Raw genomic sequence first — 23,082 nt, 5'->3', positions numbered from 1 at the left:
GAGTACTAAGGCCTGTGGGCCGCCACAAACGTTCTCCTGCTGGCGCCCCCTCTCTCCTACGCGGAGCTCCTGGCGTACCGGGTAGCCTCTCCCCGTGCCGGGGAATGGACTGTTGCCATCTCGACCGACGAGCGCGCCTCCGACGCTGTCGATGCGCTCCGCAGGTATGGGGCGGCCAGGAATCGGGTTGGGATCATCGACGCGGTCACGAAGAGTTCGGTACCCACCCTGCGGGACACGGCAAGGGCAAAGTTCGTCACGAGCCCTCTCGGCCTGACCAGCATGGGGATCAAGCTCTCCCGGATGGTGGAGGATATGTGGAAAAAAGGGGTGATGGCCGATCCTCCGGGCCCGATGCCTCCGGGCCCGATGCCTCCGCCGATCCGGCTCTCCCTCCACTCGGTCTCGACGCTTCTTATGTATGCGCAGCTGGAGGTGACCTACAAGTTCCTCCACGTGATCACCAACCGGGTGAAGAAACTGGAAGGGATCGGGATCTACACCCTCAACAGCCAGTCGTTCGACAGGCGAACCGTCGCCACGATCAAGCAGTTGATGAATACGGTCATCGAGGTGAGGACTGATGATGGGAGCGACCCGGTGGAGCGGGAGTTCCGCATCATCGGCATCCACGGGAGGACGACCCCCTGGATCCGTTACTTCTACGACGATGGAACACTGACGATTGAGGAATGATGACGGATTCCATGCAGCCGCATCCCGGCTGGGTTGCGCCCCCAGTTCTAGGGGTGTGGTGTCGATGCTGACGTTTGTGGGCCTCGGGCTCTACGACCTCGGGGACATATCGGTCAAAGGCCTCGAGTGTGTCCGGAACGCTGATACCGTCTTTTTAGAGGCGTATACCTCGCGGCTGATGGGGACGGACGTCGCCGCGATGGAAGCGTTCTTTGGCAAGGAAATCCGGGTGCTCGGCCGGGAGGACGTCGAGCAGAACCCCCGCGAGATCCTCGATTGCGCCGCCGCCGGCCGGGCAGCGTTCCTGACCGGGGGTGACCCCATGGTCTCGACGACGCACGCCGACCTCCGGATGCGGGCGGCCGCCGCGGGGGTTGAGACCTCCATCATCCACGCTTCGTCCATATCGAGCGCGGTCTCGGGCCTCTCGGGCCTGCAGAACTACCGGTTCGGGAAGTCCTGCTCGGTGCCGTTCCCCGCGAAGGGCTGGTTCCCGACGGCTCCCATCGAGACGGTCGCGGCGAACCTTGCGCAGAACCTCCATACGCTCGTCTACCTGGATATCCAGAACGACCGTTACATGAGCGTCCCGGAGGCGATCGCCGTTCTCGAGGAGATGGCACAGAAGCGCGGCATCGAACCGCCCGCGCTCTACGTGGGGATCGCCCGGGCGGGGTCGGAACACCCGGTGGTTGCCGCTGGAACCGGTGCGAAACTCAAGGAGACGGATTTCGGCCCTCCGCTCCATATCCTCGCGGTGCCGGCGGACCTCCACCCCATGGAGCGCGAGTACCTGGAGACCTTCGCCGGCCTATGAACCTCGACGACTACGGCGCTCTCTATGGAGAGGTCCTTTCCCTGGCTGGGATCGCCGTCCCGGAGGATACCCTTCTCTGCCGGGCGGCCGGGGAGGTGCTCGAGATGGCTGTGGCCTACCAAAGCGACGGGTTCGCGTTTCTCCGGGGGGGTGACCGGGTGAACGCCCTCGCCGCGTTTGCCTATGGGCTCGGCTGGCTTGACGCCGGCTTGCGCCTCGGGCTGCTGGAACCTTCCATTGCCCATCCCCCGGAGACGGTGGATGCGTCCATACCGGAATCGCAGGATGCGCACCTCGAGGAGAAGACGCACCGCTACCGGTGGATGCTTGATGCGGCTCTCGGAGCGGTCGAGACGGCGGCGGACGAGGCGAGCCCGCTTCACGCAGGGGCCGGGGAGTTTTACTCGGCGGCACGCGCCTGGTATGCGCAGGGTGTAGCATACCTCGATGCCGGCGACCGCGCTGCCGCCCTCGCCCGGTTCAGCTACGGTTATGCCTGGCTCGATGCCGGTATCCGCGTGGGGCTGTTTCGGATAACCGGGGAGCGGCACCTCTTCACTGTCTAGGATCGGGTTATCCTGCTCCTTTTGCCTCTTATCCCACAGATTCCCGGCTCTATCGATTTTTCGATAAACCATCGTTAAATAGTAGCCGCACGATATTTCTAGTAATAAAAATTCGGGTATTTCCCCCTGTGCTGCCCGAGCGTTCGCAAACGGCTGCAGGGCGCAAGAGGGGGTGAGGGGGACGGTCGTTACGGGTGCCGTCCCCGTGCCCGGGAGCGTGGAGGATGAAGAAGTCTCAGTGGAAGTGGCTGTTCGTCTCGTTCAGTTTCAGCGCTCTTGTCATGGCGGGCGTTCTGTACTTCACCGTCGACGAGTCGACGATCGAGCACCTCAGCCGGATAAACCCATTGTTCCTGGTTCTCGCCGTCCTCGTTCACATCCTCTCGCTCGGGTTCTGGTCGCTCCGCATCCAGAAGATGTCGGCGTCGCTCGGGCACCGGGTACACCTCACGCACTGCCTGAACCTGGTGCTGGCCAATATGCTCGTTGCGGCGGTAACCCCGTCCCAGGCGGGCGGAGAACCGGTCAGGGTGCATGAACTCTACCGGGCGGGCGTTCCGGTCGGGGACGCCACTGCCATCGTCATCATGGAGCGGATCCTTGACGGTATCGTTCTCGGGGCACTCGGGGCCTTCGCCATGCTCTTCCTCGGTAGTTACTGGAGCAGTCTCACCTCGGGGTTCAGCGGGCTGAGCGTCACGATGTACGTCGCCTGGATCTTCGTCACCCTCTTCGTGCTGATCTTCGTCTACTCCGTCAAGAACCCGGATTACCTCAAACGGGCGCTCAAAGGGATCTCGCGGTGGATTGACCGGCGCTGGCACCTAAAACGGCTCGAAAACCTGCTGGAGACGATCGACCGCGAGGTGGACAACTTCAACCAGGGGCTCGTCAAGTTTGTGAACCACGGCAAGAGCGGTCTCGTATGGGGGATGTTCTTCACCATGCTCTTCTGGTTTTCGGAGTTCGTCATCGCGTCGCTGCTTCTTGTGGGTCTCGGGCAGCCCCCGTATCTCATCGAGTCGTTCGTCGTCCAGCTCGTCATCGCCATCATCATGATGATCCCGCTCACGCCCGGGGGTTCGGGCGTTGCGGAAATCAGCGCCACATCGCTCTACAGCCTCTTCGTCCCGTCAGCGATTGTGGGTGTCTTCGTCCTCCTCTGGCGGCTGATCCTCTACTACCTGAACATCCTTCTCGGTCTCCTTTCGAGCCTTGTCATTGTCCGGCGCGAGTTTCTTGCCCGTGCCAAAAAACAGCGATAATTGACCCCAAGGTTTAAACATCAGAAGACTGATGTCAGGTGATCACATGACGACTCAAAGTTGCAGGGTGCAGGGTGTGTTCATGTCGGTGAGCGAGATGGGAGCAGCGCCGACGGTTGTCCTGGATGCCGGGGGCGACAGCACGATACCCATTTACGTCGGACTCTGGGAAGCGATCTCGATCAGCAACGCGCTCAACAGCGAGATGCTCCCCCGCCCCATCACCCACGATCTCATCGTCGAGGTGTTTCGGAACTTTGAGATCGGTCTCGATGCCCTGCACATCGATTCCCTGGAAGAGGGGGTCTTCTACGCCAAACTCCTTCTCCGGCAGGGATCGCGAACCGAGATCATGGACTGCCGGCCGAGCGACGGGATAGCCATTGCTCTGCGCTACCGGGCGCCGATCATGATCGAGGATACGGTCGTGGAGACGGCGGCGGTAAAGAAGGACGATCTCCCGAGGATGGTCGACCTGAAGGAGTATCTCTGATTACTTCCGGCGCGCTGCGAGTTCGTCGAGCACGTCACTGACGTCGGTGCCCGACGCCCGGAGCGCCACCAGCAGGTGGAAGAGGAGATCGGCCGCTTCAGAGACCGTTCTCTCTGGAACCTGGTTTTTTGCGGCAAGGATGAACTCGACCGCTTCTTCGCCGACCTTTTCGAGGGATTTGTCGATTCCTTTCCGGTGGGTCAGGACGGAACTGACGTAGCTTTCAGCAGACGGATGCTCCGCGCGGTCCTGGATAACCTGCCAGACCTCTTCGAGGATGTTCCAATCATTCATGGGCGTCACCTCCTGCGAGCACTTCACCGAGTTCGGTATCGAAGTACCGGGCAAGCAGGAGCCGTGCCTTCTCGATGGTGCACCCGCCTTTTCCTATGGCGATGCCGAGGTCGTTTTGGCTGATATACACCGAGAGTTTCCTGTCATCTCCTTTCGCGACGCCGACGACGCTGGCAGGCTTGAAGACGTTCTTCGTGAACTGCTCGATCTGGGGGGAATATTCGACCATCTCGATGCGTTTTCCGAGAACTCTCTGCATCTTCCGGATATTGCTTCCCTTTCGACCGATGGCGAGACCCATGTCTCCTTCTCTTATGAGGTATACTATGCGGTCGAAACGCTCGTCGATGATGCAGTCCAGTGCGGTCGCCCGGGTCAGTATTCGCAACTCTTCGATATATCTTCGTTCTTTAAAGCATATGGTTCGTATCATTGAAGCAGTCCCCAATGGGAATGATGCGGTATGATATAGTCGCTCGCGGGATATATACCTGAGTACCTCGCGGGTGTCGGGGAGGGGGAGCCTAGCACTTCTGCAGGATGAGTTTTATTGCCGCTCCTTCCTCCGGTTTCCCGGGAACCCGGTCGGCTGCCCAGACGCGTCCGCCGTAGCGGTTCGCCAGGGTCTTGACGATGTGAAGCCCGAGACCCCTGCCTCCGGAGGGGTTTTTGCTCCCCTCCCGACTGAAGCGATCAAAGATGTTCGGCTTTAGGTGATCCGGTATGCCGATACCGGTATCGGCGATGGAGAGCACCACGGTGTCTGCGGTCTCCATGACGGATACCTCGATCCGGACCTTCATGCCGCCGAACTTGATGCTGTTGCTGATCAGGTTGGATATGATGTGCTCGATAAGCGGATTTGCCCAGACCATGCAGGTTCCGCCTTCATACCTGATATCGATGCCCGCGTACCGCTGCATCTGATCGTGGATGGCGGCGGAGAGGTCGACCGGTTCCAGGCGGATGCTGTGTTTGTCGAGCGCGGTCATGAGTTCGACGTTCTTGATGACGTTGATCCCCTGCTCGATCGAGATCTTGACCCTCTGGGCGAGTTCTGCCTCCTCGCCGGAGAGCCGGTCGCGGAGCATCTCGATGACCGTTGCCGCAACCATGTTGGTGTTGTAGATATCGGTGCCGAGCAGGTCGAGGTAGAGGCTGGAGAGCCGGCTGGCCTGTTCGCCGGCGATCTCCCGGGTGATCTCCCGGCTTACCCCGGTCGCGGCCACGGTCTCCCCGGAAGCGTTGTGCAGGGGGTGGATGGCGACCTGGAACGACCGCACTTCCCCGCGCCACGGAAACGATCGGGTCTCCGATACGGCCTCCCCTGTCTCGATAGCCCAGTGCGCTGCCCCGGCCAGGTAATCGGCCTCCTCCGGTGGGAACAGGGCGTGAGGTGTCCTGCCCACGACGTCTTCGGGGTTCACGCCCTGGTTCCAGCCGCCGGTCCAGAAGAACTGGGTGAAGATGCCGTCCCTGTTGAGCGTGAAGATCATGTCGGGCAGAGTGCTTGCCAGGATCCGCACCTGTTCTTCCGGTGCGCCGCGGGACTCGTCGACCGCCTTATCCTGTGGCCCCTCGCGGATGGTCTCGACCGCACCGATCTGCCGCCCGCCGGTGTCGTAGAGGGGAGCGGCCATACAGACGACCACTCTCCCGGGTCGTGCGGGGATCTGCGACTCGGCAAGCAACTCTTCGCCTTCGTGATGCAGCAGGCAGTAGTGGCCGCTCCCGGCTTCGCCGTGAGTCAGGATGCAGTTTGCCAGTGTAGGGCACACCTCGCCGAATAACGCTTTTCCATGAGCGTAATCCCCTTTTCCAACGATCTCTTCTGCCGGAACGCCGGTGTACCGCTCCATGCTGTCGTTCCAGACGATCACCCGCCCTTCGCAGTCGAGGACAAGCGCCGGCTGCTGGAGATGGTCGAAGATACTCACGGGTATTTGGCTGCGATTCATTGATTCTCTGACTCTTTTCTGTTCTGTCTTCAAACGCATCACCCGGGAACAGTTCTCGTCCCGCAATGCCGCGAGAAGGTCTTCTTACCCGGTTCTCCGGGTGAGTCCTCCGTGCCGGCCGATATGGCGCCCTCTGGTTATTATTGTTTGGAGCAAACGCGCAGGAAAAGTGTCTGGAGCAGCCGGTTAAAAGAGTGTTCATCTATCGTCTGTGACACCTGCTGCTGGAAAGTTTCAGTATTTATATCTTCCGAGTTTGTCTCCATTTGGATAGGGCGGGCTTCCCACAAATACTCTATTTTGCTTGAGTAGTCGCATAAATGCCTGTATTGATCTGTCTGCCGGGATCAGGTGCCGGGACGCGACCCCGGCGGATCGCGTCTATCGCGTAGGTTAATATTTGAGTATTTGCAGATCATAGATGATGTTCGGGCGTTACAGGGGCAATTTTCGCCGTGAATGCGGCGATATCCTGGTTGAAGCCGAGAGCGTCGACGGTCTTCTGACCTATCGGCGCAGGTGTGAGAGGCAGACGTTCGAGCGGATCCTGGTCTCGAATACCGGTGAGGTGATCATCAATCCGGTTGAACCGGTCAACCTCCCAAAAGATATCACGGATTTCTTGCAGATCGAGTTCTCCCCGATGATGATCGAGCCCGGCGCCACCCGGACGGTCTACCTGAAGTTCCCCGTCGAGATCGGCGTCTTCGTGGAGTCTGCGCGAGACATCGAGGTGCTGGACGTCTTTGCTCCCAGCACCCAGAAGTACACGCTCTACGGCTCGCCGACGAACGGGATCATCGCCCGGTATTACGAGAGCGCGGTCTGTCCGGAGATCCCTCCGGTCGAGCCCTTCCACGAGGGGGTGATGGAACTCTCCATCCAGAATATATGTCGCGAGTGGGTGGAGGTTTCCCGGGTCGTCTTTGAGAGTACCGACATGAAGATCTACTACGGCGACTTCGTGGCGGCCACCGCCACGATGAAAATTCTCACCAAGACTATGGCGGAGACGGACTTCGTCGACGCGCCGCTCCGGCCCGGGATGGTGAAGTCCGTCGAGCTGTATGCAACTCGCAAGATCCCGGCTATCGACCGCGGATACCTGATGGAGTGGGGCTTTTCATGACGTTCAACGTGACGGAGGTTCTGGAGATCCCGATCGGCGTCGGCGATATCACCGTCGAGCGCCTCCTGTATTTCGTCGCCATCATCACGGTCGGCGTCCTAATCGCAAGAATTGCGTCGATAAACGTCCGGAGGGTTCTCGCCGAGCGGCTGCCCGTGAACGAGCGCGAACTGCTCGCGAAACTGGTCTACTACGGCATCATCATCTGGGCGTTCGTCGTCGCTCTCCCGCAGCTCGAATTCGACCTCTCCGGCCTTCTGGTGGCCGGGGGTGTCGCCGGTATCGTCATCGGTTTCGCGAGCCAGAGTGTCGTTTCCAACCTGATCTCCGGTCTCTTCCTGATGTTCGAGCACCCGATCAGGATCGGCGACTACATCAATGTCGCCGATGTCGCCGGCAGTGTCGAGGATATCCGTGTCCTCTCGACCGTCATCAAGACCTACGACGGGATCTACATCCGGATCCCGAACGAGAAGGTCTTCACCTCGAACATCGCGAACTACGTCCACAACGCGGCCCGGAGGTTCACATACGAGATCCGTATCCGGCATCAGGACGACGCGAACGAGGCGATCCGGATCGCAAAGGAGGTCATCGAGACCCACCCCTTCGCGCTCAAGAACCCGGCGCCGTCGGTCTTCGTCGATAACCTGGGAGACTACAGCGTGAACCTGACCGCCTACATCTGGGCGCCGGCCCGGAACTGGTGGGAGGTCCGGACGGATCTCCTCTGGAAGATCAAGGTTGCGCTCGAAGAGAACGGCATCGAGGTGCCCTTCCCGCAGCGCACCGTCTGGTTTGCGGACGGGCTTGAGGTGAAGGGCGGATCCGGAGAAAAGAACGAATAACTTTTTTAACCTTGTTGGAGGCCTCTCCCGGCCGCGCTCCGGTTCTCGCACCTTCGCACCTCCAGTGCTCGAACTCCGTTCCTGCAGAGCGTCGTTCCTGTCGGAACGTCGTTCTTCGGTGCACAAACTCCTGCCGGGACGCCAGTCGCACTCACGAACCGTTGCGATTCTCGCCTGCGGTGCGCACGCGTGACTTTAAATTGCGTCCCAGACGCGGATTCCGAGGGGATATCGCCCCAGGGGAGGGGCTGACGGGGAGTGCGATGTTCCGATAGGAACGGAGCATGAGCACCAATAGGTGCGAGGGGGTCTCCCCCTCCCCTGTCTCGCGCGAAGAACCGCATATCTCAGGCCCCACCCCGCCCGCGTTTCGCGCTCCTCCCCCTTCCTGCGGGCGGGGGCAGTCATGGCGATAAGCGATGGTTCGGAGAACCTGAGCTAGAGCACCGAAGAACGACGTTCCTTCAGGATGCGACGGTTCGTCAGAATCGGAGCTGGAGAAACCCGGAAGGGTTTCGGGAACGGAGTTTAAGCACCGGAGGTGCGAAGGTGCGAACCCGGTGGAAAGCCGTACCCCGGAGTGCGGCCATCTGGAACAAGCAGTGGGGTTCCAACGCGCCCTTTTTTCAGAACCGGTGCACCTTCCCCACACCCCCCGGCTGGAACGAGCCCGGGTAGCACTCTTTGAGTTCCGCTATCTTATCGGTGCAGTGCGACGCCGAGAGGTACGCCACCCCCGCGAGTGCTTCGATGTCCTCGCCGGAGACACTATGGAACCCGCCGATGACGCCCAGGACTGGCCCGACCTCCGAGACCCTCGCGACGATCCGGGCGATGTGGGGATGTGCGCACCCGGTGACGACCAGGTAGCCGCCCGACACGGCGACCGCGAGTGACTGCTCCCGGATATCGGTCCCGAGCGGGCCGGTCACGGCGATACCGTCCGCGATCTCCGTCCACTCCCGGACAATCCGCGGTTCGGTGTGCTCCCGGATCAGCGAAAGCGTCTTCTCCGAGAAGGCGTCGTGAACATAGACCTCTACCGACGGGTTTTCGGCAAGAACCGCTTCGATGCCGCCGATATGGTCCCAGTGGTCGTGGGAGAGCACCAGGTAACGGAGTTTTCCGGGGTTGATGCCGAGCGCCTTCATATTGGATACGAGCACGTCTCTTTTCGCTCCGGTGTCAAAGAGCAGCGCCGCCTCCGCTATCTGGCAGGAGAACCCCCAGTCCGCCGTGAGCCCCTCCCGGCAGGGGATGTTGTTGTAGACTTCGGTTATCGTGAACATCGATAGACCCGGTCTCTCCTCGCAAACGATTATGCTTCCCGATGGGGCAGGCCGTGAGATGGGGGAATGGCCCGGAGATCGGAGCCCGGGCCTACAGACGAAAAGAGGTGGTTGAGGTGCGGTCAGGAGATGATGTAGGAGATGGAGACGGTGGCGGTCACGTCGATCTCGCCGACTTCGAGCGGTGTCGAGGCCGCTCCGCTCGCCGCCTTCTCCATGCTGTCGTAGCGGGTATCGTAAACCAGGGGGATGTAGTTGTTCCCGACGTTGACCTCTTTGACGTCGACGATGGTCTTGCCGATGGCCGCGGCGACGGCATCAGCGTCGCCCCGTGCCTGCGCAACCGCGGCGGTCAGCGCCTGCGACCGGAACTCCTGCTGCCTTGCGTCGCTTAAGGTGAACGAGAACCGGTTGACCTTGTTTGCACCGTTCTCCACCGCGAGGTCGACGATCTCGCCGGCGCGGTTCACATCGTTCAGCGTGACTTCGAGGCTGTTGATGACCCGGTAGTACTTGACCTTCGACGTTGTCAGGCCCCGGTTGTCGTTCTCGGTCACCGGGATGATGTTGTAGCCGGCGGTCCTGATGTCCTTCTCCGGAATACCGGCCCCCTTCAGGGCGTTGACCACGGCATCCATCCGTTCTGCGTTTTGCTGCTGTGCTGCCTTGACGTCGGTGTTCTCGGTCTCGACCGCGAAGACGACGACGGCCTGGTCGGGCGTGGTGGTGACTTTGCCCGTCCCGGAGACGTGGATCAGTTTATCCCTGGATTCCTCCGGCAACTGTGCGGTGACGTTGCCGATCACCGCGGCGCAGAGGACCATCAGGGCGATCCCCAGAAGTGCTGCTTTTCCTCGCATTGGTATCAATCATCTCTTGAATCGGTCAAAATAAATATCTTGCTTTAGTTACGAGATTTTTCGTAGTTTAAATTGGACGGATCGGGAAACCCGTCATTTCTCTCTGGAATTGATGTACGGTTCACCCGTCACCGGCATCGGTTCGCCATCCGGCCGCCGCCACCAGGCGGGCGATCAGGACGGCAATGTAGAGCGTCCCGCTTACCATCTCAAGCACGGCGAGCGACCGGGCCTGGTCGGTGATCGGCGTGATGTCGCCGTAGCCGAGCGTCGCAAGGGTGACGAAACTGAAGTAGACGAACGCAGGAAAGGTGAGAGCACCCTCTCCCGACCCGGCCGAGAACGATCCGGGGCTGATGCCCTCAACGAGATCGTAGGCCGTCGCCCAGGTGAGGCCCATGAGGAGGTAGACGGAGACCGCGCCGTAGATGGTGTCGGTGGTAATCCGGCGTGTTCCGAGCACCCTTGAGAGGCCGACAAGCGCGGTGAAGGCGTAGAAGAGGAGCGTGAAGACGCTTTCGACGGCGCCGGTAGCAGGATCCGCCGTGATGACGTGGAGCCAGCCGAGGCCGAAGGCGGGCACCGCGAGGAGGGCGGCGATCACGACCTGGCGTCGCCGGTTGCTCACGGCGTAGACGCCGGTGATCAGGATGAAGGACGTGAGCACTTTCAGGGCGGCTGGCCCGCTCGGCCCTGCGCTCACGTAAGGGTAGACGGCGAGCAGGAGGACGAGCGACGCGAGCAGGTAGTGGAACTGCATCGCCCTGGCGCGGGCGAGGTACCGGGAAAGGAGGCTCTTCACGGCCTCCCCGCTCCTGCATCGCCTGTCAATGCCTCGATCGCTTCAAGGAGTTCGGCGGCGGATTGGTAGCGGTCGGCGGGGTCCTTGGCAAGGCACCGGAGGATGATCGGGTCGAGTCCTGCAAGGTTTGGGTCGATCTCTGAGGGAGGGGCGGGCTGCTCGTGGAGGACTGCTTCGGCCAGCCCGGCGAGGCTTTCACAGGCATTTGGGGGTTTCCCCGTCACCAGTTCGTAGAAGACGGCGCCGAGCTGGTAGATGTCCGTCCGTCCGTCGGCCCTGCCGAACCGTTCCGGAGCGATCTGTTCCGGGGCCGCGTAGGCGAGGGTGAACCCGGCGATGGTGGTATCGCGGCTCGCCGCCACCGTCGTGCTCATCCCCCAGTCGGTGATCTTCGGTGTCAGGTCGTCGTCCAGAAGGATGTTCCTCGGCTTGATGTCCCGGTGAATCACGCCCTTTTCGTGGGCGTAAGCGATCCCGGCGGCGATGCCTGCAGCAATGCGGGCGCCGGTCTCCACCGGGAGGGGTTTTTCAAGGTCTTCCAGCGTCCGGGGCAGAAACTCCATCTCGACGAACGGTACCGGGAGGATGTTGACCGAGTGCACCGCCACGATGTTTGGGTGAGCCAGATCTTCCCAGAACCGCATCTCTTTCATGAAGGTCTTCCCCGTCGCCTCGTCGTAGGCGGCCGGGATCTTCACCGCTACGGTTCGACGGTCATCGCGCCTGACCGCCGAGAAGACCTGGCCGAGCCCTCCTCTCCCGACGAAGACAATCCGGTCGTAGCGCTCCGCAAGTTCGGGTGGGAACCCTGCCGGCCGGGAGAGCACTGTCTGGTATGCATCGGCAAGGATGGTCGCGGCGGGCTCCGCCTCCTTTCTGGGCGGTCCCGTCAGGTACCGGGCGCCGAAAACGACGGCCCCTGCGAGGAGGGCGAGAACCAGGATGGCCCAGGGGGACGGGTCGGTGTCGGTCGCGTTGTTCTCTTCGGGCACAGCCCCGGCGGTCGGGGTTGCCGTTGCACCCGGCGTCGCCACCGTCGGGGTATTTTCGGGCGTGGCGGTCTCTTCCGGCGTAGCCTTGCCCTTGTTCTGACCTGGGCCGCCATCCTTATCCTCGTCCGGGTTCTTTCCGGCGGATTCGATCCCCTGTGGGGAGGCGTTTGCGTGCTCGGGCGGCCCTCCGGCGCCTGATACGATAGGGGCGATGGCTGCGAGAAGGAGCGCGGCGACGAGGAGCAGGACGGCAGCCCGCCCGACCCGGTCAGGCGGCATCCGGCACCGGCACCCCCCCGGGAACGACGAAGACGAAGGTTGCCCCCGGCGCGCCTTTCGCGAGTTCGATGAGGTCCCCGTCGTGAAGTTCCCGCCGCGTGCCCGGCTCAAGCAGCGTGCCGTTCACGAAGGTGCCGCCCGTGCTGCCGCAGTCCTCGATGAGCCAGGTGCCGTCCGCCCGGCGGCGGGTGAGCCTGGCGTGCGGTCTCGATACGCGGGTGACCGCCGCGTAGTCTTCGCCGAGGGTGATCCCCTGCCCGGATCGGCCGGGCGCGTCCGGGTCCGCCCGCCCTATGTCAATGCTGTCGTGCCCGAGCGGGAAGACTTTACCGTCCTCCGCCCCGCCGAGGAGGATGACGGCCGGTGGTTGCCCCGCGAACTCTCCCGAGAGCGTCCCCCGGACACCGGCAAGTTTCTTTGCGAGCACGGCGTCCGTGAGGGTCAGTCTCAGGTTCGAGAAGAGCCCGAGGCTTCTCGTGATCGCTTCGAGTCCGCCGGGCACGACCGAGTATTTCCAGACCGGATGGATCCCCTTGGCGGTTGGACGCGAGAGACCGGCCTCTTTGCGGACAACCCCGATGCTCATCAATTTATCGAGGTGCTTCTTTGTATTCTCGTAGCTCGTCTCGATCTCGTACGATATCTGCCGGACGTCTTTCGGCCTTCGTTCGATGGCTTTCAGGATCTTCAAACGCGTGCTGCTGCTCAGCACGTCCAGGTATTCGGAGAGTTCCTGCAGGTCGTCGTTGTCTGCATCGAGGATGAGTGTCCTTGAGTCATCGTCAGTCATAGGCTCTCGTGCGGGGCTCCGTTGCTGTATGTTTTAACGAGGTCTCTGATGAAGGTTGTGCACCTCAACGGCCGATGAACCGTGCCGGCACGCTCCTATCGACGCTGTCCGGTGTGCGGCCGTGGCCCGGATCATATTTTATACGAGGGGGGCCATCGGGGGCGGCATGCTTGGAGATATCGAGACCCTGCAGCGGCGGGCCGTGATGGTGGAGGTCGAGGAGATCATCCAGTCGACACCCAATTACGCCGATGTCAGGGAGGCGCTCCGTTCGCGCAACTTCATCCCGGAGCAGGACGATGCCGACGTCGCGGTATGGGTGCAGCCCGATCTCGGGATCTTCGTCCTCCTGCAGATGAATCTCGGGGGCGGGTACGCGGGCTACCGGGTGGCTGCCTACGATAACCTGGAAGACCACGAAGTGCGACTGCCAGAATGACAGGAACTTGAGCACCGTTAGGTGCGAGGAGAGTCTGCCGGGCTCAACGCCTGGTAACGGCTCTCTCCCTTCGAGACCCGCGGCAGGTTCACTTTTCGATCGCCCCTGCCGGGTCAGATTTATCCGGGCGTATGGGGTATGGTTGGCGTATGCCGGAACAGGTACCCATCGACCGGGATGCGCAGGAGGCCATGAAGGCCCGGGTCAGGGAGACGCTTGCCGAAAACCTCACCTACGACGAGATCCGGGAAGCCCTTGGGGCGCTCGGGTTTCGGGCGAAGGAGGACCGGCCCGCCCTTGCGCTCTGGGAGAACGGCGAACACGAACTCTTTGTGTTGGTTCATATCGACCCGGAAACCGGGAGGCTGCGTGACTACGCGGTGAGCACCTTTGAGGAGGCGGAGGGGTTCGAGTAGTCTCGGGTCATGCCCGGCCCGTGAAGAGCCCGATGTACCCCGCGATGAGCGCGATGATGAAGACGAGCAGGTAGACCGAGAGTGAAAGCGCCTTCTCGAAGATGAAGAAGAATCCGACGCCGGTGATCTCGGCGAAGAGCAGAAAGAACCTGGCGATGAAGATGACCAGGAGCACGGCGCCGAATGCGCCGAAGATCGGGCCGGGCAGGTTCAGGGGGAGTGGAAGGGCCCCGAAGAGGTCGCCGACGAGGAAGATGACCGATATCAGGATGAGCAGCCCGAGGTTGGCGTTGAGGAACTCGACGACCTGAAGGAAGATGGGTATCTGGACGTAGGCGTCCGCGAGGACGTTTAAGATGCCGAGCACGATCAGGAAGACGACGATCCCGATAACTCTTGAGGCCAGGACTTCGGCGACCGACTCCTTCTTGCGTTCGTTCATGCGATCCTTCCCGAAGATTGAGAGACGTTCCGATCATATGGAGTTACCGGCCGCCGCCGGAAGACCACAACCATCAAGTAGGCGCCGGCGATGAATGAATCTGGAATCGCAGGTCGTATTTCCTCTGTCTTCCGGTTCCCGGTGGTGCAGTATCATGGAAAATCACTCAAGGGTGACGAATGTCGAGGTCGCGGCAATCCTCTATGAGGTCGGCGATCTCCTGGAACTCAAGGGTGTCCGGTTCAAACCGCAGGCATACCGGCGGGCGGCGCTGGCGATCGAGACCCTGCCGGAGAATGTCGCCGACGTCGCACGGAGAGGTGGTCTCGACGAGATCCCCGGGGTGGGCAGGAACATCGCCGAAAAGATCCGCGAGGTCATCGAGACCGGCAGTCTTGGATACCTCTCCTCTCTCCGCGAGGAACTCCCGGAAGGTGTGCAGTACTTTACCCGGCTCGAGGGGATCGGGCCGAAGAAAGCGATCGCCCTCTCTCGGGAACTCGGCGTCCGGACCGTCGACGACCTGGAGGCGGCGGCGTTAGCCGGCCGGATCCGCGATCTGCCGGGGTTTGGGGAGAAAACCGAAGCGAACATCCTCGCGAGCATCCAATTGAGCCGGACGGCAAAGGAGCGTCGCCTCCTCGGGAAGATCCTCCCCGTCGCCCGGGATATCGAACGGCGGCTTGCCTCGATCCCGACTGTCCGCCAGGTGAGCCTCGCCGGGTCGATCCGCCGGAGAAAAGAGACGATCGGGGACGTCGACATCCTCGCGACCTCGACGCGTCCCGAGGAGGTGATGGAGGTCTTCGCCACCCTCCCCGGGGTCGAGCGTGTCCTCGTCCGGGGAACGACCAAGACCTCGGTGGTGCTCTCGACCGGCATCCAGGTCGATCTGCGGGTGGTGGAGGAAGGGCATTTCGGGGCCGCTCTCCAGTACTTCACGGGTTCAAAAGAGCACAACATCGTCATGCGCAAACTCGCGATCGCGAGGAACTGGCGGTTGAACGAGTACGGGCTTGTCGATCTTACAACCGGCCGGGCGGTCGCGGGGGAGGACGAGGCCGGGATCTACCGGGCTCTCGGTCTCGCCTGGATCGAGCCGGAACTCCGGGAGGGCCGGGGTGAGATCGAGGCCGCCCGGGCCGGAACCCTGCCCGACCTCGTCGGCTACGACGCGATCAAGGGCGACCTCCATGTCCACACCACCTGGAGCGAGGGCGCTCATCCCATCGAGGAGATGGCAAAAACTGCCCGGGCGCTCGGCTACGAGTACATCGCCATCTGCGACCATGCGGAGGGACTCCGTATCGCCCGCGGCCTCTCCCCCGCACATCTTGCCGACCAGATGCGGGAGATCGAGCGGATCAACCGGGAGAGCGACGGCAAGTTCACCCTTCTTACCGGCACCGAGTGCAACATCGGCATGGACGGCTCGATCGATCTCCCGGACAGCGTCCTCGCCGACCTCAACGTTGTGGTGGCGAGCGTCCACTCCGGGTTCAAGCAGTCCGAGAAAGAGATGACCGAACGGGTGCTCACGGCGATGCACAACGATCACGTCGACATCATCGGCCACCCGACGGGACGGATACTCCTCTCCCGCGAACCCTACCGGATCGACCTCGCCGCGGTCTTCGATGCCGCGGCAGCGCTCGGTGTTGTTATGGAGATCAACGCGTTCCCCGGGAGGCTCGACCTTGCTGACGTCAATGCCCGTGCGGCCCGCAGGGCGGGCGTCCGGTTCTCGATCGCCTCAGACGCGCATCGCCGTGAGAATCTCCGGTACATGGAGATGGGTGTTGCGACCGCCCGCCGGGGATGGCTGACGGCCGGCGATATCGTCAACACTCGCCCGCTTTCGGAGTTAAAAGGGGTTTTACGATTGTAAGGATTATCCGGCTGCCTGCTCCTGTCTGACGCCGACGATATCCACGAGTTCGATATCGAAGGTCAGGGGCTGTCCGGCCAGCGGGTGGTTCGCGTCCAGTGTCACGGTCGACTCTGAGACGTCGCTGACGACGACGATGGCCGCTCTGCCGTCCGGCTGCTGCACCTGGAGTTGCTGACCCGGTTCAGGGTTGATGTCCCCGGGGAACTGCTCCCGCTCAACCGTAATGGTCATCTCCTCGCGATGGGGGCCGTATGCCTCTTCCGGCTGGACCGTCATTGTCTTCGTCTCTCCCGGCTCCATGCCGACCACGGCGCGCTCGAACCCCGGGATGATCTGGCCGCTGCCGATGGTGAACTCGAGAGGCGTTCGTTCTGCTGATGTGTCGAAAACCGTTCCGTCTTCCAGTTTTCCGGTGTAATGCACCTTTACGGTGTCGCCTTCTTTTGCCTGCGCCATACTACATCACCACCGGGAGCGTTGTTGCCGAGCTCTATTTATGCATACCGGTGGGTCGCGGTTAGCCGGATCTCGGGGAATTCATCGGCTTTTTTATCCCGACCGGGATTTCCAGAACCTCCCCGTCCCATGAAGGCTGCCGGAAGTTCACCTGCCGTTCTTCCGGATGGCGTGCAGAACCCCTATCACACCCTTCACATCGTAACCGGGTGTTCGCTCTATCTCAAAATTGTAGTGCTCCCCGATGTAGTCGAGAAGCGCCCTGTTCACCGGACCCCCGATCGGGGGTATATGGAGTTCCATCTCGATCCGGCGCACCCCATCAAGGTGTTGTGGCCTGATGAACCACTCCGCCCCCTCGCAGTCGCACTTCAGGAAGTCGCATCCCCCGGCCATGGCGGCGAGTTCACCGAGGGTGCGGGTCGTCACGGTGAGCGTCTTCTCGCCCCAGGCGATCCGGACGCTCTCCCCCGTGCCGAGCGCTCCGTCCACCACGTCGACACCTCCACCGTTTCTCTCGACGTTCTCCCGGAGCGCCTCGGTGAGGATGGGTTCGACGGCCAGTACGTGCCTTGAACTGCGGGCGGCCCGAATGCAGAAGGCACCTACGTTGGCCCCGAGATCCAGGACGACGTCGTCGGGCCGGATGTCATCGAAGCGGTACTCGCCGACGACGTAGACGGCGTCGGCCCCCGCCGGCATCCTCCTGAAGATTACACCGTCGGAGGTGGTGAAGAGGGGCGTGTTCCCGGCGTTCTTTCGATACATGGCACCGTATTATGTTGTGAATCCGCCCTATATGGGCATTTCTCCTTCTTTTTGGTGGCGCGCCGATCCATCCGACCTCCCGCGCTCTTCGGATCGGCATCGTTCCGGGGCTCCGAATTTTGTCACCATATTAACCTTTTTTGTCCTGGCCGTCACTGTTATACATCGTGCAAATCCATATTATGTCGATAGAATATGTGCTGTGATTAAAATCCGGCATTAAATGGATTATTTCTATATGCATATATTTATTAATTCGTGGGCATAGATGCTCTGTGCAGTAAGTCTCTAGACTGTCTTTGAGGGGGAAATTTGCGATGGCCTATATGGACGGAATAACCTGCATCTGCGACAACGGCCGGACGCTCGAGGACCACCGGCCCATCGTTGGCGACGCTGTCATCTCCGGGATCTACCGCAAGGCGGAGGCCCTCCAGGGGAAGCGGGTCCTTCACGTGAACTCAACCTACCAGAGCGGCGGCGTAGCGGAGATGATCCTCTCGCTCGTTCCGCTCATGAACGATGTCGGGGTCAGGACGCAGTGGAATATCCTGAATGGCGAGGGTGATTTCTTCACCATCACCAAGAACTTCCACAACGCGCTGCAGGGGCAGGCGATATCGTTCTCGGACGATGAGATGGGGCTCTATCTCCGGACGAACGAATGCTTCTCCGGGCAGATGAAGATCGACCACGACCTGGTGGTCATCCACGACCCGCAGCCTCTTCCCCTGATCCGGTTCTACGAAAAGGCCCAGCCCTGGGTCTGGCGGTGCCACGTCGATCTCTCGAACCCTGATACAGACCTCTGGGAGTTCCTCAAGGACTTTGTCCTGGACTATGACCGGATGGTCATCTCGCACGAGGAGTACCGGCGCCGCGGGATGTCGATGGAGCAGTGGATCTGCCGTCCGGCGATCGATCCCCTCTCGGAGAAGAACCGCGATCTCACCGACGCGGAGATCGCAGGCCTTCTTGAGAAGTACGGCGTGCCGATTGACAAGCCGCTGATCACCCAGATTTCGCGGTTCGACAAGTGGAAGGACCCCGAAGGGGTCGTCGACGTCTTTCTTCAGGTGCGCGAGCACGTCGACTGCAGACTGGTGCTCTGCGGGAGCATGGCCCCCGACGACCCCGAAGGCTGGGCGATCTACCGTCGCGTCGAGGAGAAGGCACGGGAGTTCATCGAGGCCGGCGACGTCATTCTGATCACCGCCGAAGATCACCTGCTGGTCAACGCCCTGCAGCGGGTCTCGTGCGTCATCCTCCAGAAGTCGCTCCGCGAAGGATTTGGGCTGACCGTCACCGAAGGGCTCTGGAAGGGCAGGCCGGTCATCGCGTCCCGGGTCGGGGGAATATCGCTCCAGATCGAGGACGGCGAGACCGGTTTCCTCCTCGATCCGACCGACATCGACGGGTTCGCCTGGAGGATCCGACAGGTTCTCGAGAACCCGGAGATCGGGGAGCGGCTCGGCCGGGCCGGCAAGGAGCACGTCCGGCAGAACTTCCTGATCACCCGCCTCCTCTCGGACTACCTGGACATGCTGAACACGGAGCTCGGCGTTCTGAATACCTGAAGGCAGAAGAACGCAAAAAAAGTGTACAGCCCTGATACACCTACAGGCGGGCGGGGCCGTGAAAGCGGTTTCATGGTCGCCGCCATCCGGCAGATTCGTGCGGAGTTTCTCCGGGGATCCGGTTTTTTTTGAGGAGGGCGCGACGGGCTGGATTGCCCCGTCGCGCCCCCTGATGCAGGGCAGGTGGCAGAGATGGCTGGTCAAACCCGGGCAGGAGTTTGCAGGACACCATCTTGCAAATATACTATTCCGAATATGCGGGTCTTAGGGCAGATAATTCTCGATTTTTTCGATGGCGATGAGACTCCGGAAGATAAGATTGTACCATAACCTATTGACGCCACCACCCCCCAGACGGTGTAGAATATGCGCCAGCGTATATATATGTTTCCCTGGATGAGACCGGTGCCGCTACCCCGGAGAATCCCCCCGCACCTCCGGGTTGCCATGCGGTGATCGCGCTGGTTCATACCGGATGGTGCTCCCGTTCCGGGAAAACCGTTCCGGGTCGATGACCGTTCTGCCCTGCAGCCTTTCCAGTGCGGTTCGAGCACGTCGGTGTGCTGCACCGCCCGCAAAAAAGGATTTTTCAGGGGCCGGATCCGCCAGCCCTTACCGCCTGCCGCCCGTCTCGACGATCTCGATCGGCCGGGGCAGCTTGACCCGTGCGATGGTCTTTCCTTTCATCCCTTCGATGACCTGTTCAGTGGCATCGAGGGGCACGTCGACGGTGGAGTAGGTGTCGTAGATGTTGATCGCGCCGATGGCGCTGCCGGGAATCCCGGTCTCGCCTGCAAGCGCTCCGACAATATCCTTCGGCCTGATCTGGTGTTCCCTTCCGACCGGGATCCTGAGCAGAGCCAGCCCCTGGGCCGGCCTGAGCTCATGCGGCTGGCCCTGGTCGACCCCGCCGAGTTCCAGTTTCAGGAGGGCGGCAGCGACCTCGAGCGAGGTGTAGTCCTCGGTGATGATCTGCTCGACGAGATTCGCGTACTTGTCAAGATCGCCTTCCTCGATGATCTGCTGCACCCGGTCGACGAGTTTGCGCGTCCGGCTTTCCTCAACGTCCCCCTGCGTCGGGAGCGGGATCCGGGCGATCTTGATCTTCGTGTAGTTCTGGATCGTCCGCAGTTTGAAGTATTCTTTCTGGCCCACGAACGTGACGGCCCGCCCGGCGCGTCCGGCCCGCGCCGTTCTGCCGATGCGGTGGATGTAGTAATCGATATCCTGCGGGACGTCGTAGTTGATGACCAGGTCGACGTCTTCGACATCGATCCCCCGGGCGGCGACGTCTGTCGCGACCAGGATATCGATCGATCCCGCCCGGAACTTCGCCATCACCCGGTCACGCAGGGTCTGCTTCATGTCCCCGTGGAGCCCCTCGGCGAAGTAGCCGCGGGCCTGGAGGTGCGTGGTCAGGTCGTCGACACCCCTCTTGGTGTTCGAGAAGACCAGGGTCAGGTCGGGGTCGTACATGTCGAGCAGCCGGGTGAGAACCTCGAGTTTGTCGCGGTTGCGCACCTCGAGGTAGAGCTGCTCGATCTGCGGGACGGTCACTTCCCGGCGTGCGACCGAGATGAACTCGGGGTTCTTCTGGAACTTCCTCGAGATATCGAGGATGGGTTTTGGCAGGGTGGCCGAGAAGAGGATCGTCTGGCGGTCACACGGGGTGTCGTCGAGGATCTTCTCGATGTCTTCCCGGAATCCCATGTCAAGCATCTGGTCGGCCTCGTCGAGGACGACGACCTTTACCGCGCCAAACGAGAGCGTTCCGCGGTCGAGGTGGTCGAGCACCCGGCCGGGCGTCCCGACGACGATCTGGACCCCGCGTTCCAGCGCCCGGAACTGCCGGTCGATCGGCTGGCCGCCGTAGATCGGGAGGATGCTGATGCCCCGGTGGTGTTTCGCGAGGCGGGAAAACTCTTCGGCGGTCTGGATGGCGAGTTCCCGGGTGGGGGAGAGGACGAGAACCTGTGCCTCCCGGCTGCCGGGATCGACGCGCTCGATCGCCGGAACGCCGAACGCCGCCGTCTTCCCCGTTCCAGTCTGTGCCTGGCCGGTCACGTCGCGTCCGTCGAGTAGCGCCGGTATGGTGCTGACCTGGATGGGCGTGGGCTCTTCAAAGCCCATATCTTCTATTGCGCGGAGTGTCTTTGGCGAGATATTAAGTTCCTGGAAGGTAATATTTTTCTCCATTCTCCCACTTCTTGGTTCTGAGACCTCTTTATATGTCGCATCTCACACCCGGGATCCGCCCATGAAGATATCCGGTATGGCGACGAACCTGCAGTGATGGATCCGCGGGACTCTTTACCGGCGATGCGGGAGGCCTACCACCGCTACGCGCTTGAACGCCCCGACCTCGACGGCATTCTCCTGCCCGGGCTCCTGCCACACGATGCCTGCGATGCCGCTTCCTGGAGGCCCGACCGCGTGAAGGTGCTCTTCGTCGCCGAGTCCCCGCCCTGGGTCGCCGGGCGGCGCGAGGTCGTGGAACCGGCCGACTGCCGGAGTCCCGGCTACCCCTACTTCTGGAACGACCGCTACGACGCGCCGTGCCGTCCCGGCGCCGCGCCCCTCTCCCGCGGGCTCGCGGAGAACCTCTTTTGTCTGCTCGGGCTCGACGGCGTGTCGCGCCGGGAGAACCTCGACCTCTTCGCCGAGAAGGGTCTCTATCTCGTTGATACGGTTCGGTGCGTCTTTCGGAAGAACCGCAAACCGGCCATCCCGGCCGATCTTGTCTGGATGAGCGCCAAAAAGACCCTTGCACCCGATATTGGCGCCCTCGCCCCGGAATACGTCGTCGCCCTCGGGAATACGGCGCTCACCGGGCTTCGGCACATCGAACCCTACGCGAGCGTTCTCTCTGGTGCCGGGTCGATCACCGGGCTCTCCCGGGAGGCGATCTTCGAGGAGAGCCGGCTTCTCTGCCTGCCCTACCCGGGCGGACGCAACCGGCGGTACCTGGCCTCGATCGAGTCGGGGTTCGAGACCCTCCGGAATCTTGTGGGATGACGGGGTTACCCCGAAAGTTTCCTCTTCCCCTCCTCGTAGAGTTTCTCCTTCTGCTCGCGGAGCCTCGCGGCCGTCTCCTGCTCCTCGGGACTCCCCCGCTCCTCGAGCTCGATCTCCTCCGCCGCTCTCATCACGTCCTGGGAGCGCGGGTACCCGGACGGCTCCATCCTCTCCCGTGCCTCGCGGTATCCTTCCTCCACCTGCTCTCTGTGCTGCTCGGCGGCCTCTTCGCTCACCGAGATCTCTTTTCCACGGGTCTCGGCCACCTTCTTCAGCCGTACCTCGAGGACGCCGTTCTTGAACGTGGCGGTCGCTCCTTCGTCGCGGACGTCGGTGGGGAGGGAGACCGTCCGGGAGATCGCGCCGAACCTCCGCTCCCGCATGTGGTATCCGGCCTGCCGTTCCTCCTTCGCCTCCTGCCTCCGGGCGGTGATCCTGAGCGTCCTCGCATCAAGGAGCCGGACGGATATCCCCTCTCTATCGACGCCGGGGAGGTCGGCAACGACCATGACGTCCGTGTCATGTTCCAGGACATCGACCACCGTCCCGGTTCCTCCGAGCGTGGGCACCTGCTGTGCGGCTCCCGAGAGCCGCTCCATCACCTCGGAGAACTGTTTCTGCATATCCCCTATCATCTGGTCGAATTCGCCCCAGATCTCGCGCGACGGTCTTCTCCATGCCATGATTCCTACATCCTGCCTCAATCCTTTGTCGATATCGGCAGGCTCACAGGGTGCGAGCACATCATATAGGTTCCTGTGCGGGGCTCCGCCCTGCCGGAGTGACGGGTTTTTCCCTGTGTTTGGCTCTGTGGTGTGCACCGGAATTATGCCGGCCGATGCGCTGCACAGGGGAGTAAGGCGCGGTGGGGGGGACCGGGTTCGTTCCGGCAGCCCCCGGGTCAGCCTTGATACATGAAAGGTGGGTTCATGCAGGTGACGCTACGGGTTCCAGGGCCGTAAAAAGCGGTTTTTTAGGGTGCGCCCGAACCCGGTGCGGT

At 61.8% G+C, this 23,082-nt stretch carries 25 protein-coding genes; 12 read left to right on the top strand and 13 right to left on the bottom strand.

Annotated elements, in window-relative coordinates:
- Positions 1-12 precede the first annotated feature (12 nt).
- From FGW20_RS13405 to FGW20_RS10085, 5 genes are all read left to right on the top strand, one after another.
- Positions 13-696 (top strand): DUF7504 family protein, encoded by a 684-nt coding sequence (locus tag FGW20_RS13405; protein ID WP_437178577.1) that lies wholly within the window; start codon positions 13-15, stop codon positions 694-696.
- A gap of 64 nt (positions 697-760) precedes the next feature.
- Complete coding sequence (dph5, locus tag FGW20_RS10100) at positions 761-1,513, top strand: diphthine synthase (RefSeq protein ID WP_301677969.1); 753 nt, start codon at positions 761-763, stop codon at positions 1,511-1,513.
- Positions 1,510-2,079 (top strand): DUF357 domain-containing protein, encoded by a 570-nt coding sequence (locus FGW20_RS10095; protein WP_301677968.1) that lies wholly within the window; start codon positions 1,510-1,512, stop codon positions 2,077-2,079. The genes dph5 and FGW20_RS10095 overlap by 4 nt, the downstream gene beginning before the upstream one ends.
- Before the next feature lie 224 nt (positions 2,080-2,303).
- Complete coding sequence (locus FGW20_RS10090) at positions 2,304-3,344, top strand: lysylphosphatidylglycerol synthase transmembrane domain-containing protein (protein WP_301677967.1); 1,041 nt, start codon at positions 2,304-2,306, stop codon at positions 3,342-3,344.
- Positions 3,345-3,390: 46 nt separating this feature from the next.
- Positions 3,391-3,837, top strand: a complete 447-nt coding sequence (locus tag FGW20_RS10085; protein ID WP_301677966.1) for a bifunctional nuclease family protein — start codon at positions 3,391-3,393, stop codon at positions 3,835-3,837.
- Here the strand turns inward: FGW20_RS10085 and hisE are convergent, their stop codons facing one another.
- The 3 genes from hisE to FGW20_RS10070 form a co-directional block, all read right to left on the bottom strand.
- Entirely contained in the window at positions 3,838-4,131 is a 294-nt protein-coding gene (gene hisE / locus FGW20_RS10080) for a phosphoribosyl-ATP diphosphatase (protein WP_301677965.1), read from the bottom strand.
- Complete coding sequence (locus tag FGW20_RS10075) at positions 4,124-4,564, bottom strand: NusA-like transcription termination signal-binding factor (RefSeq protein ID WP_301677964.1); 441 nt, start codon at positions 4,562-4,564, stop codon at positions 4,124-4,126. Before FGW20_RS10075 ends, hisE begins: the two co-directional genes overlap by 8 nt.
- 91 nt (positions 4,565-4,655) lie before the next feature.
- Positions 4,656-6,068 carry a sensor histidine kinase gene (locus FGW20_RS10070; protein WP_301677963.1) on the bottom strand — a complete coding sequence of 471 codons (1,413 nt, stop codon included), beginning with the start codon at positions 6,066-6,068 and terminating at the stop codon, positions 4,656-4,658.
- Between the two features lie 445 nt (positions 6,069-6,513).
- On the opposite strand from FGW20_RS10070, the gene FGW20_RS10065 reads away from it, so the two are divergent.
- The gene (locus tag FGW20_RS10065) at positions 6,514-7,218 is read left to right on the top strand and encodes a DUF432 domain-containing protein (protein WP_301677962.1); all 705 of its coding nucleotides are present in this window, start codon (positions 6,514-6,516) and stop codon (positions 7,216-7,218) included.
- Complete coding sequence (locus FGW20_RS10060; RefSeq protein WP_301677961.1) at positions 7,215-8,066, top strand: mechanosensitive ion channel family protein; 852 nt, start codon at positions 7,215-7,217, stop codon at positions 8,064-8,066. The genes FGW20_RS10065 and FGW20_RS10060 overlap by 4 nt, the downstream gene beginning before the upstream one ends.
- A gap of 626 nt (positions 8,067-8,692) precedes the next feature.
- On the opposite strand, the gene FGW20_RS10055 is transcribed toward FGW20_RS10060, so the two are convergent.
- The 5 genes from FGW20_RS10055 to FGW20_RS10035 form a co-directional block, all read right to left on the bottom strand.
- Positions 8,693-9,355, bottom strand: coding sequence for an MBL fold metallo-hydrolase (locus FGW20_RS10055; protein WP_301677960.1), 663 nt, complete (start codon positions 9,353-9,355; stop codon positions 8,693-8,695).
- 122 nt (positions 9,356-9,477) lie between these two features.
- Positions 9,478-10,215 (bottom strand): SIMPL domain-containing protein, encoded by a 738-nt coding sequence (locus FGW20_RS10050; protein ID WP_301677959.1) that lies wholly within the window; start codon positions 10,213-10,215, stop codon positions 9,478-9,480.
- 121 nt (positions 10,216-10,336) lie between these two features.
- Positions 10,337-11,017, bottom strand: a complete 681-nt coding sequence (locus tag FGW20_RS10045) for a potassium channel family protein (protein WP_301677958.1) — start codon at positions 11,015-11,017, stop codon at positions 10,337-10,339.
- Positions 11,014-12,288, bottom strand: coding sequence for a serine/threonine-protein kinase (locus tag FGW20_RS10040; protein WP_301677957.1), 1,275 nt, complete (start codon positions 12,286-12,288; stop codon positions 11,014-11,016). The genes FGW20_RS10045 and FGW20_RS10040 overlap by 4 nt, the downstream gene beginning before the upstream one ends.
- Positions 12,278-13,078 (bottom strand): FHA domain-containing protein, encoded by an 801-nt coding sequence (locus FGW20_RS10035; RefSeq protein WP_301677956.1) that lies wholly within the window; start codon positions 13,076-13,078, stop codon positions 12,278-12,280. Before FGW20_RS10035 ends, FGW20_RS10040 begins: the two co-directional genes overlap by 11 nt.
- A gap of 166 nt (positions 13,079-13,244) precedes the next feature.
- On the opposite strand from FGW20_RS10035, the gene FGW20_RS10030 reads away from it, so the two are divergent.
- Both FGW20_RS10030 and FGW20_RS10025 read left to right on the top strand, forming a co-directional pair.
- The gene (locus FGW20_RS10030; protein ID WP_301677955.1) at positions 13,245-13,517 is read left to right on the top strand and encodes a hypothetical protein; all 273 of its coding nucleotides are present in this window, start codon (positions 13,245-13,247) and stop codon (positions 13,515-13,517) included.
- Between the two features lie 149 nt (positions 13,518-13,666).
- Positions 13,667-13,933: a hypothetical protein gene (locus FGW20_RS10025; protein WP_301677954.1), complete on the top strand. Its 267-nt coding sequence runs from the start codon at positions 13,667-13,669 to the stop codon at positions 13,931-13,933.
- Between the two features lie 7 nt (positions 13,934-13,940).
- Here FGW20_RS10025 and FGW20_RS10020 read toward each other — a convergent pair whose 3' ends face one another.
- A complete protein-coding gene (locus FGW20_RS10020) occupies positions 13,941-14,375 on the bottom strand; it encodes a hypothetical protein (RefSeq protein WP_301677953.1) in 435 nt (144 codons plus the stop codon).
- A gap of 154 nt (positions 14,376-14,529) precedes the next feature.
- Between FGW20_RS10020 and polX the strand changes: the two genes are divergently transcribed.
- On the top strand, positions 14,530-16,263 hold the full coding sequence (gene polX, locus FGW20_RS10015) for a DNA polymerase/3'-5' exonuclease PolX (protein WP_301677952.1): 1,734 nt from the start codon (positions 14,530-14,532) through the stop codon (positions 16,261-16,263).
- 3 nt (positions 16,264-16,266) lie between these two features.
- Here the strand turns inward: polX and FGW20_RS10010 are convergent, their stop codons facing one another.
- Both FGW20_RS10010 and FGW20_RS10005 read right to left on the bottom strand, forming a co-directional pair.
- Positions 16,267-16,722 (bottom strand): FKBP-type peptidyl-prolyl cis-trans isomerase, encoded by a 456-nt coding sequence (locus FGW20_RS10010; protein ID WP_301677951.1) that lies wholly within the window; start codon positions 16,720-16,722, stop codon positions 16,267-16,269.
- A 147-nt stretch (positions 16,723-16,869) separates the two neighbouring features.
- Positions 16,870-17,490, bottom strand: a complete 621-nt coding sequence (locus tag FGW20_RS10005) for a class I SAM-dependent methyltransferase (protein WP_301677950.1) — start codon at positions 17,488-17,490, stop codon at positions 16,870-16,872.
- A 317-nt stretch (positions 17,491-17,807) separates the two neighbouring features.
- On the opposite strand from FGW20_RS10005, the gene FGW20_RS10000 reads away from it, so the two are divergent.
- On the top strand, positions 17,808-19,067 hold the full coding sequence (locus FGW20_RS10000; RefSeq protein WP_301677949.1) for a glycosyltransferase: 1,260 nt from the start codon (positions 17,808-17,810) through the stop codon (positions 19,065-19,067).
- A gap of 612 nt (positions 19,068-19,679) precedes the next feature.
- Here the strand turns inward: FGW20_RS10000 and FGW20_RS09995 are convergent.
- Complete coding sequence (locus FGW20_RS09995; protein ID WP_301677948.1) at positions 19,680-21,263, bottom strand: DEAD/DEAH box helicase; 1,584 nt, start codon at positions 21,261-21,263, stop codon at positions 19,680-19,682.
- Between the two features lie 96 nt (positions 21,264-21,359).
- Between FGW20_RS09995 and FGW20_RS09990 the strand changes: the two genes are divergently transcribed.
- Positions 21,360-22,082 carry a uracil-DNA glycosylase family protein gene (locus FGW20_RS09990; protein ID WP_301677947.1) on the top strand — a complete coding sequence of 241 codons (723 nt, stop codon included), beginning with the start codon at positions 21,360-21,362 and terminating at the stop codon, positions 22,080-22,082.
- A gap of 5 nt (positions 22,083-22,087) precedes the next feature.
- Here the strand turns inward: FGW20_RS09990 and FGW20_RS09985 are convergent, their stop codons facing one another.
- Positions 22,088-22,765 carry an Hsp20/alpha crystallin family protein gene (locus tag FGW20_RS09985; RefSeq protein WP_301677946.1) on the bottom strand — a complete coding sequence of 226 codons (678 nt, stop codon included), beginning with the start codon at positions 22,763-22,765 and terminating at the stop codon, positions 22,088-22,090.
- Positions 22,766-23,082: the final 317 nt, after the last annotated feature.

Origin of the sequence: Methanoculleus methanifontis, from assembly GCF_030464365.1 — an archaeon.
Classification (GTDB): Archaea; Halobacteriota; Methanomicrobia; order Methanomicrobiales; family Methanoculleaceae; genus Methanoculleus; species Methanoculleus methanifontis.
Note: the sequence above shows the minus strand (reverse complement) of the source record. Positions and strands in the feature narration are given on the sequence as shown.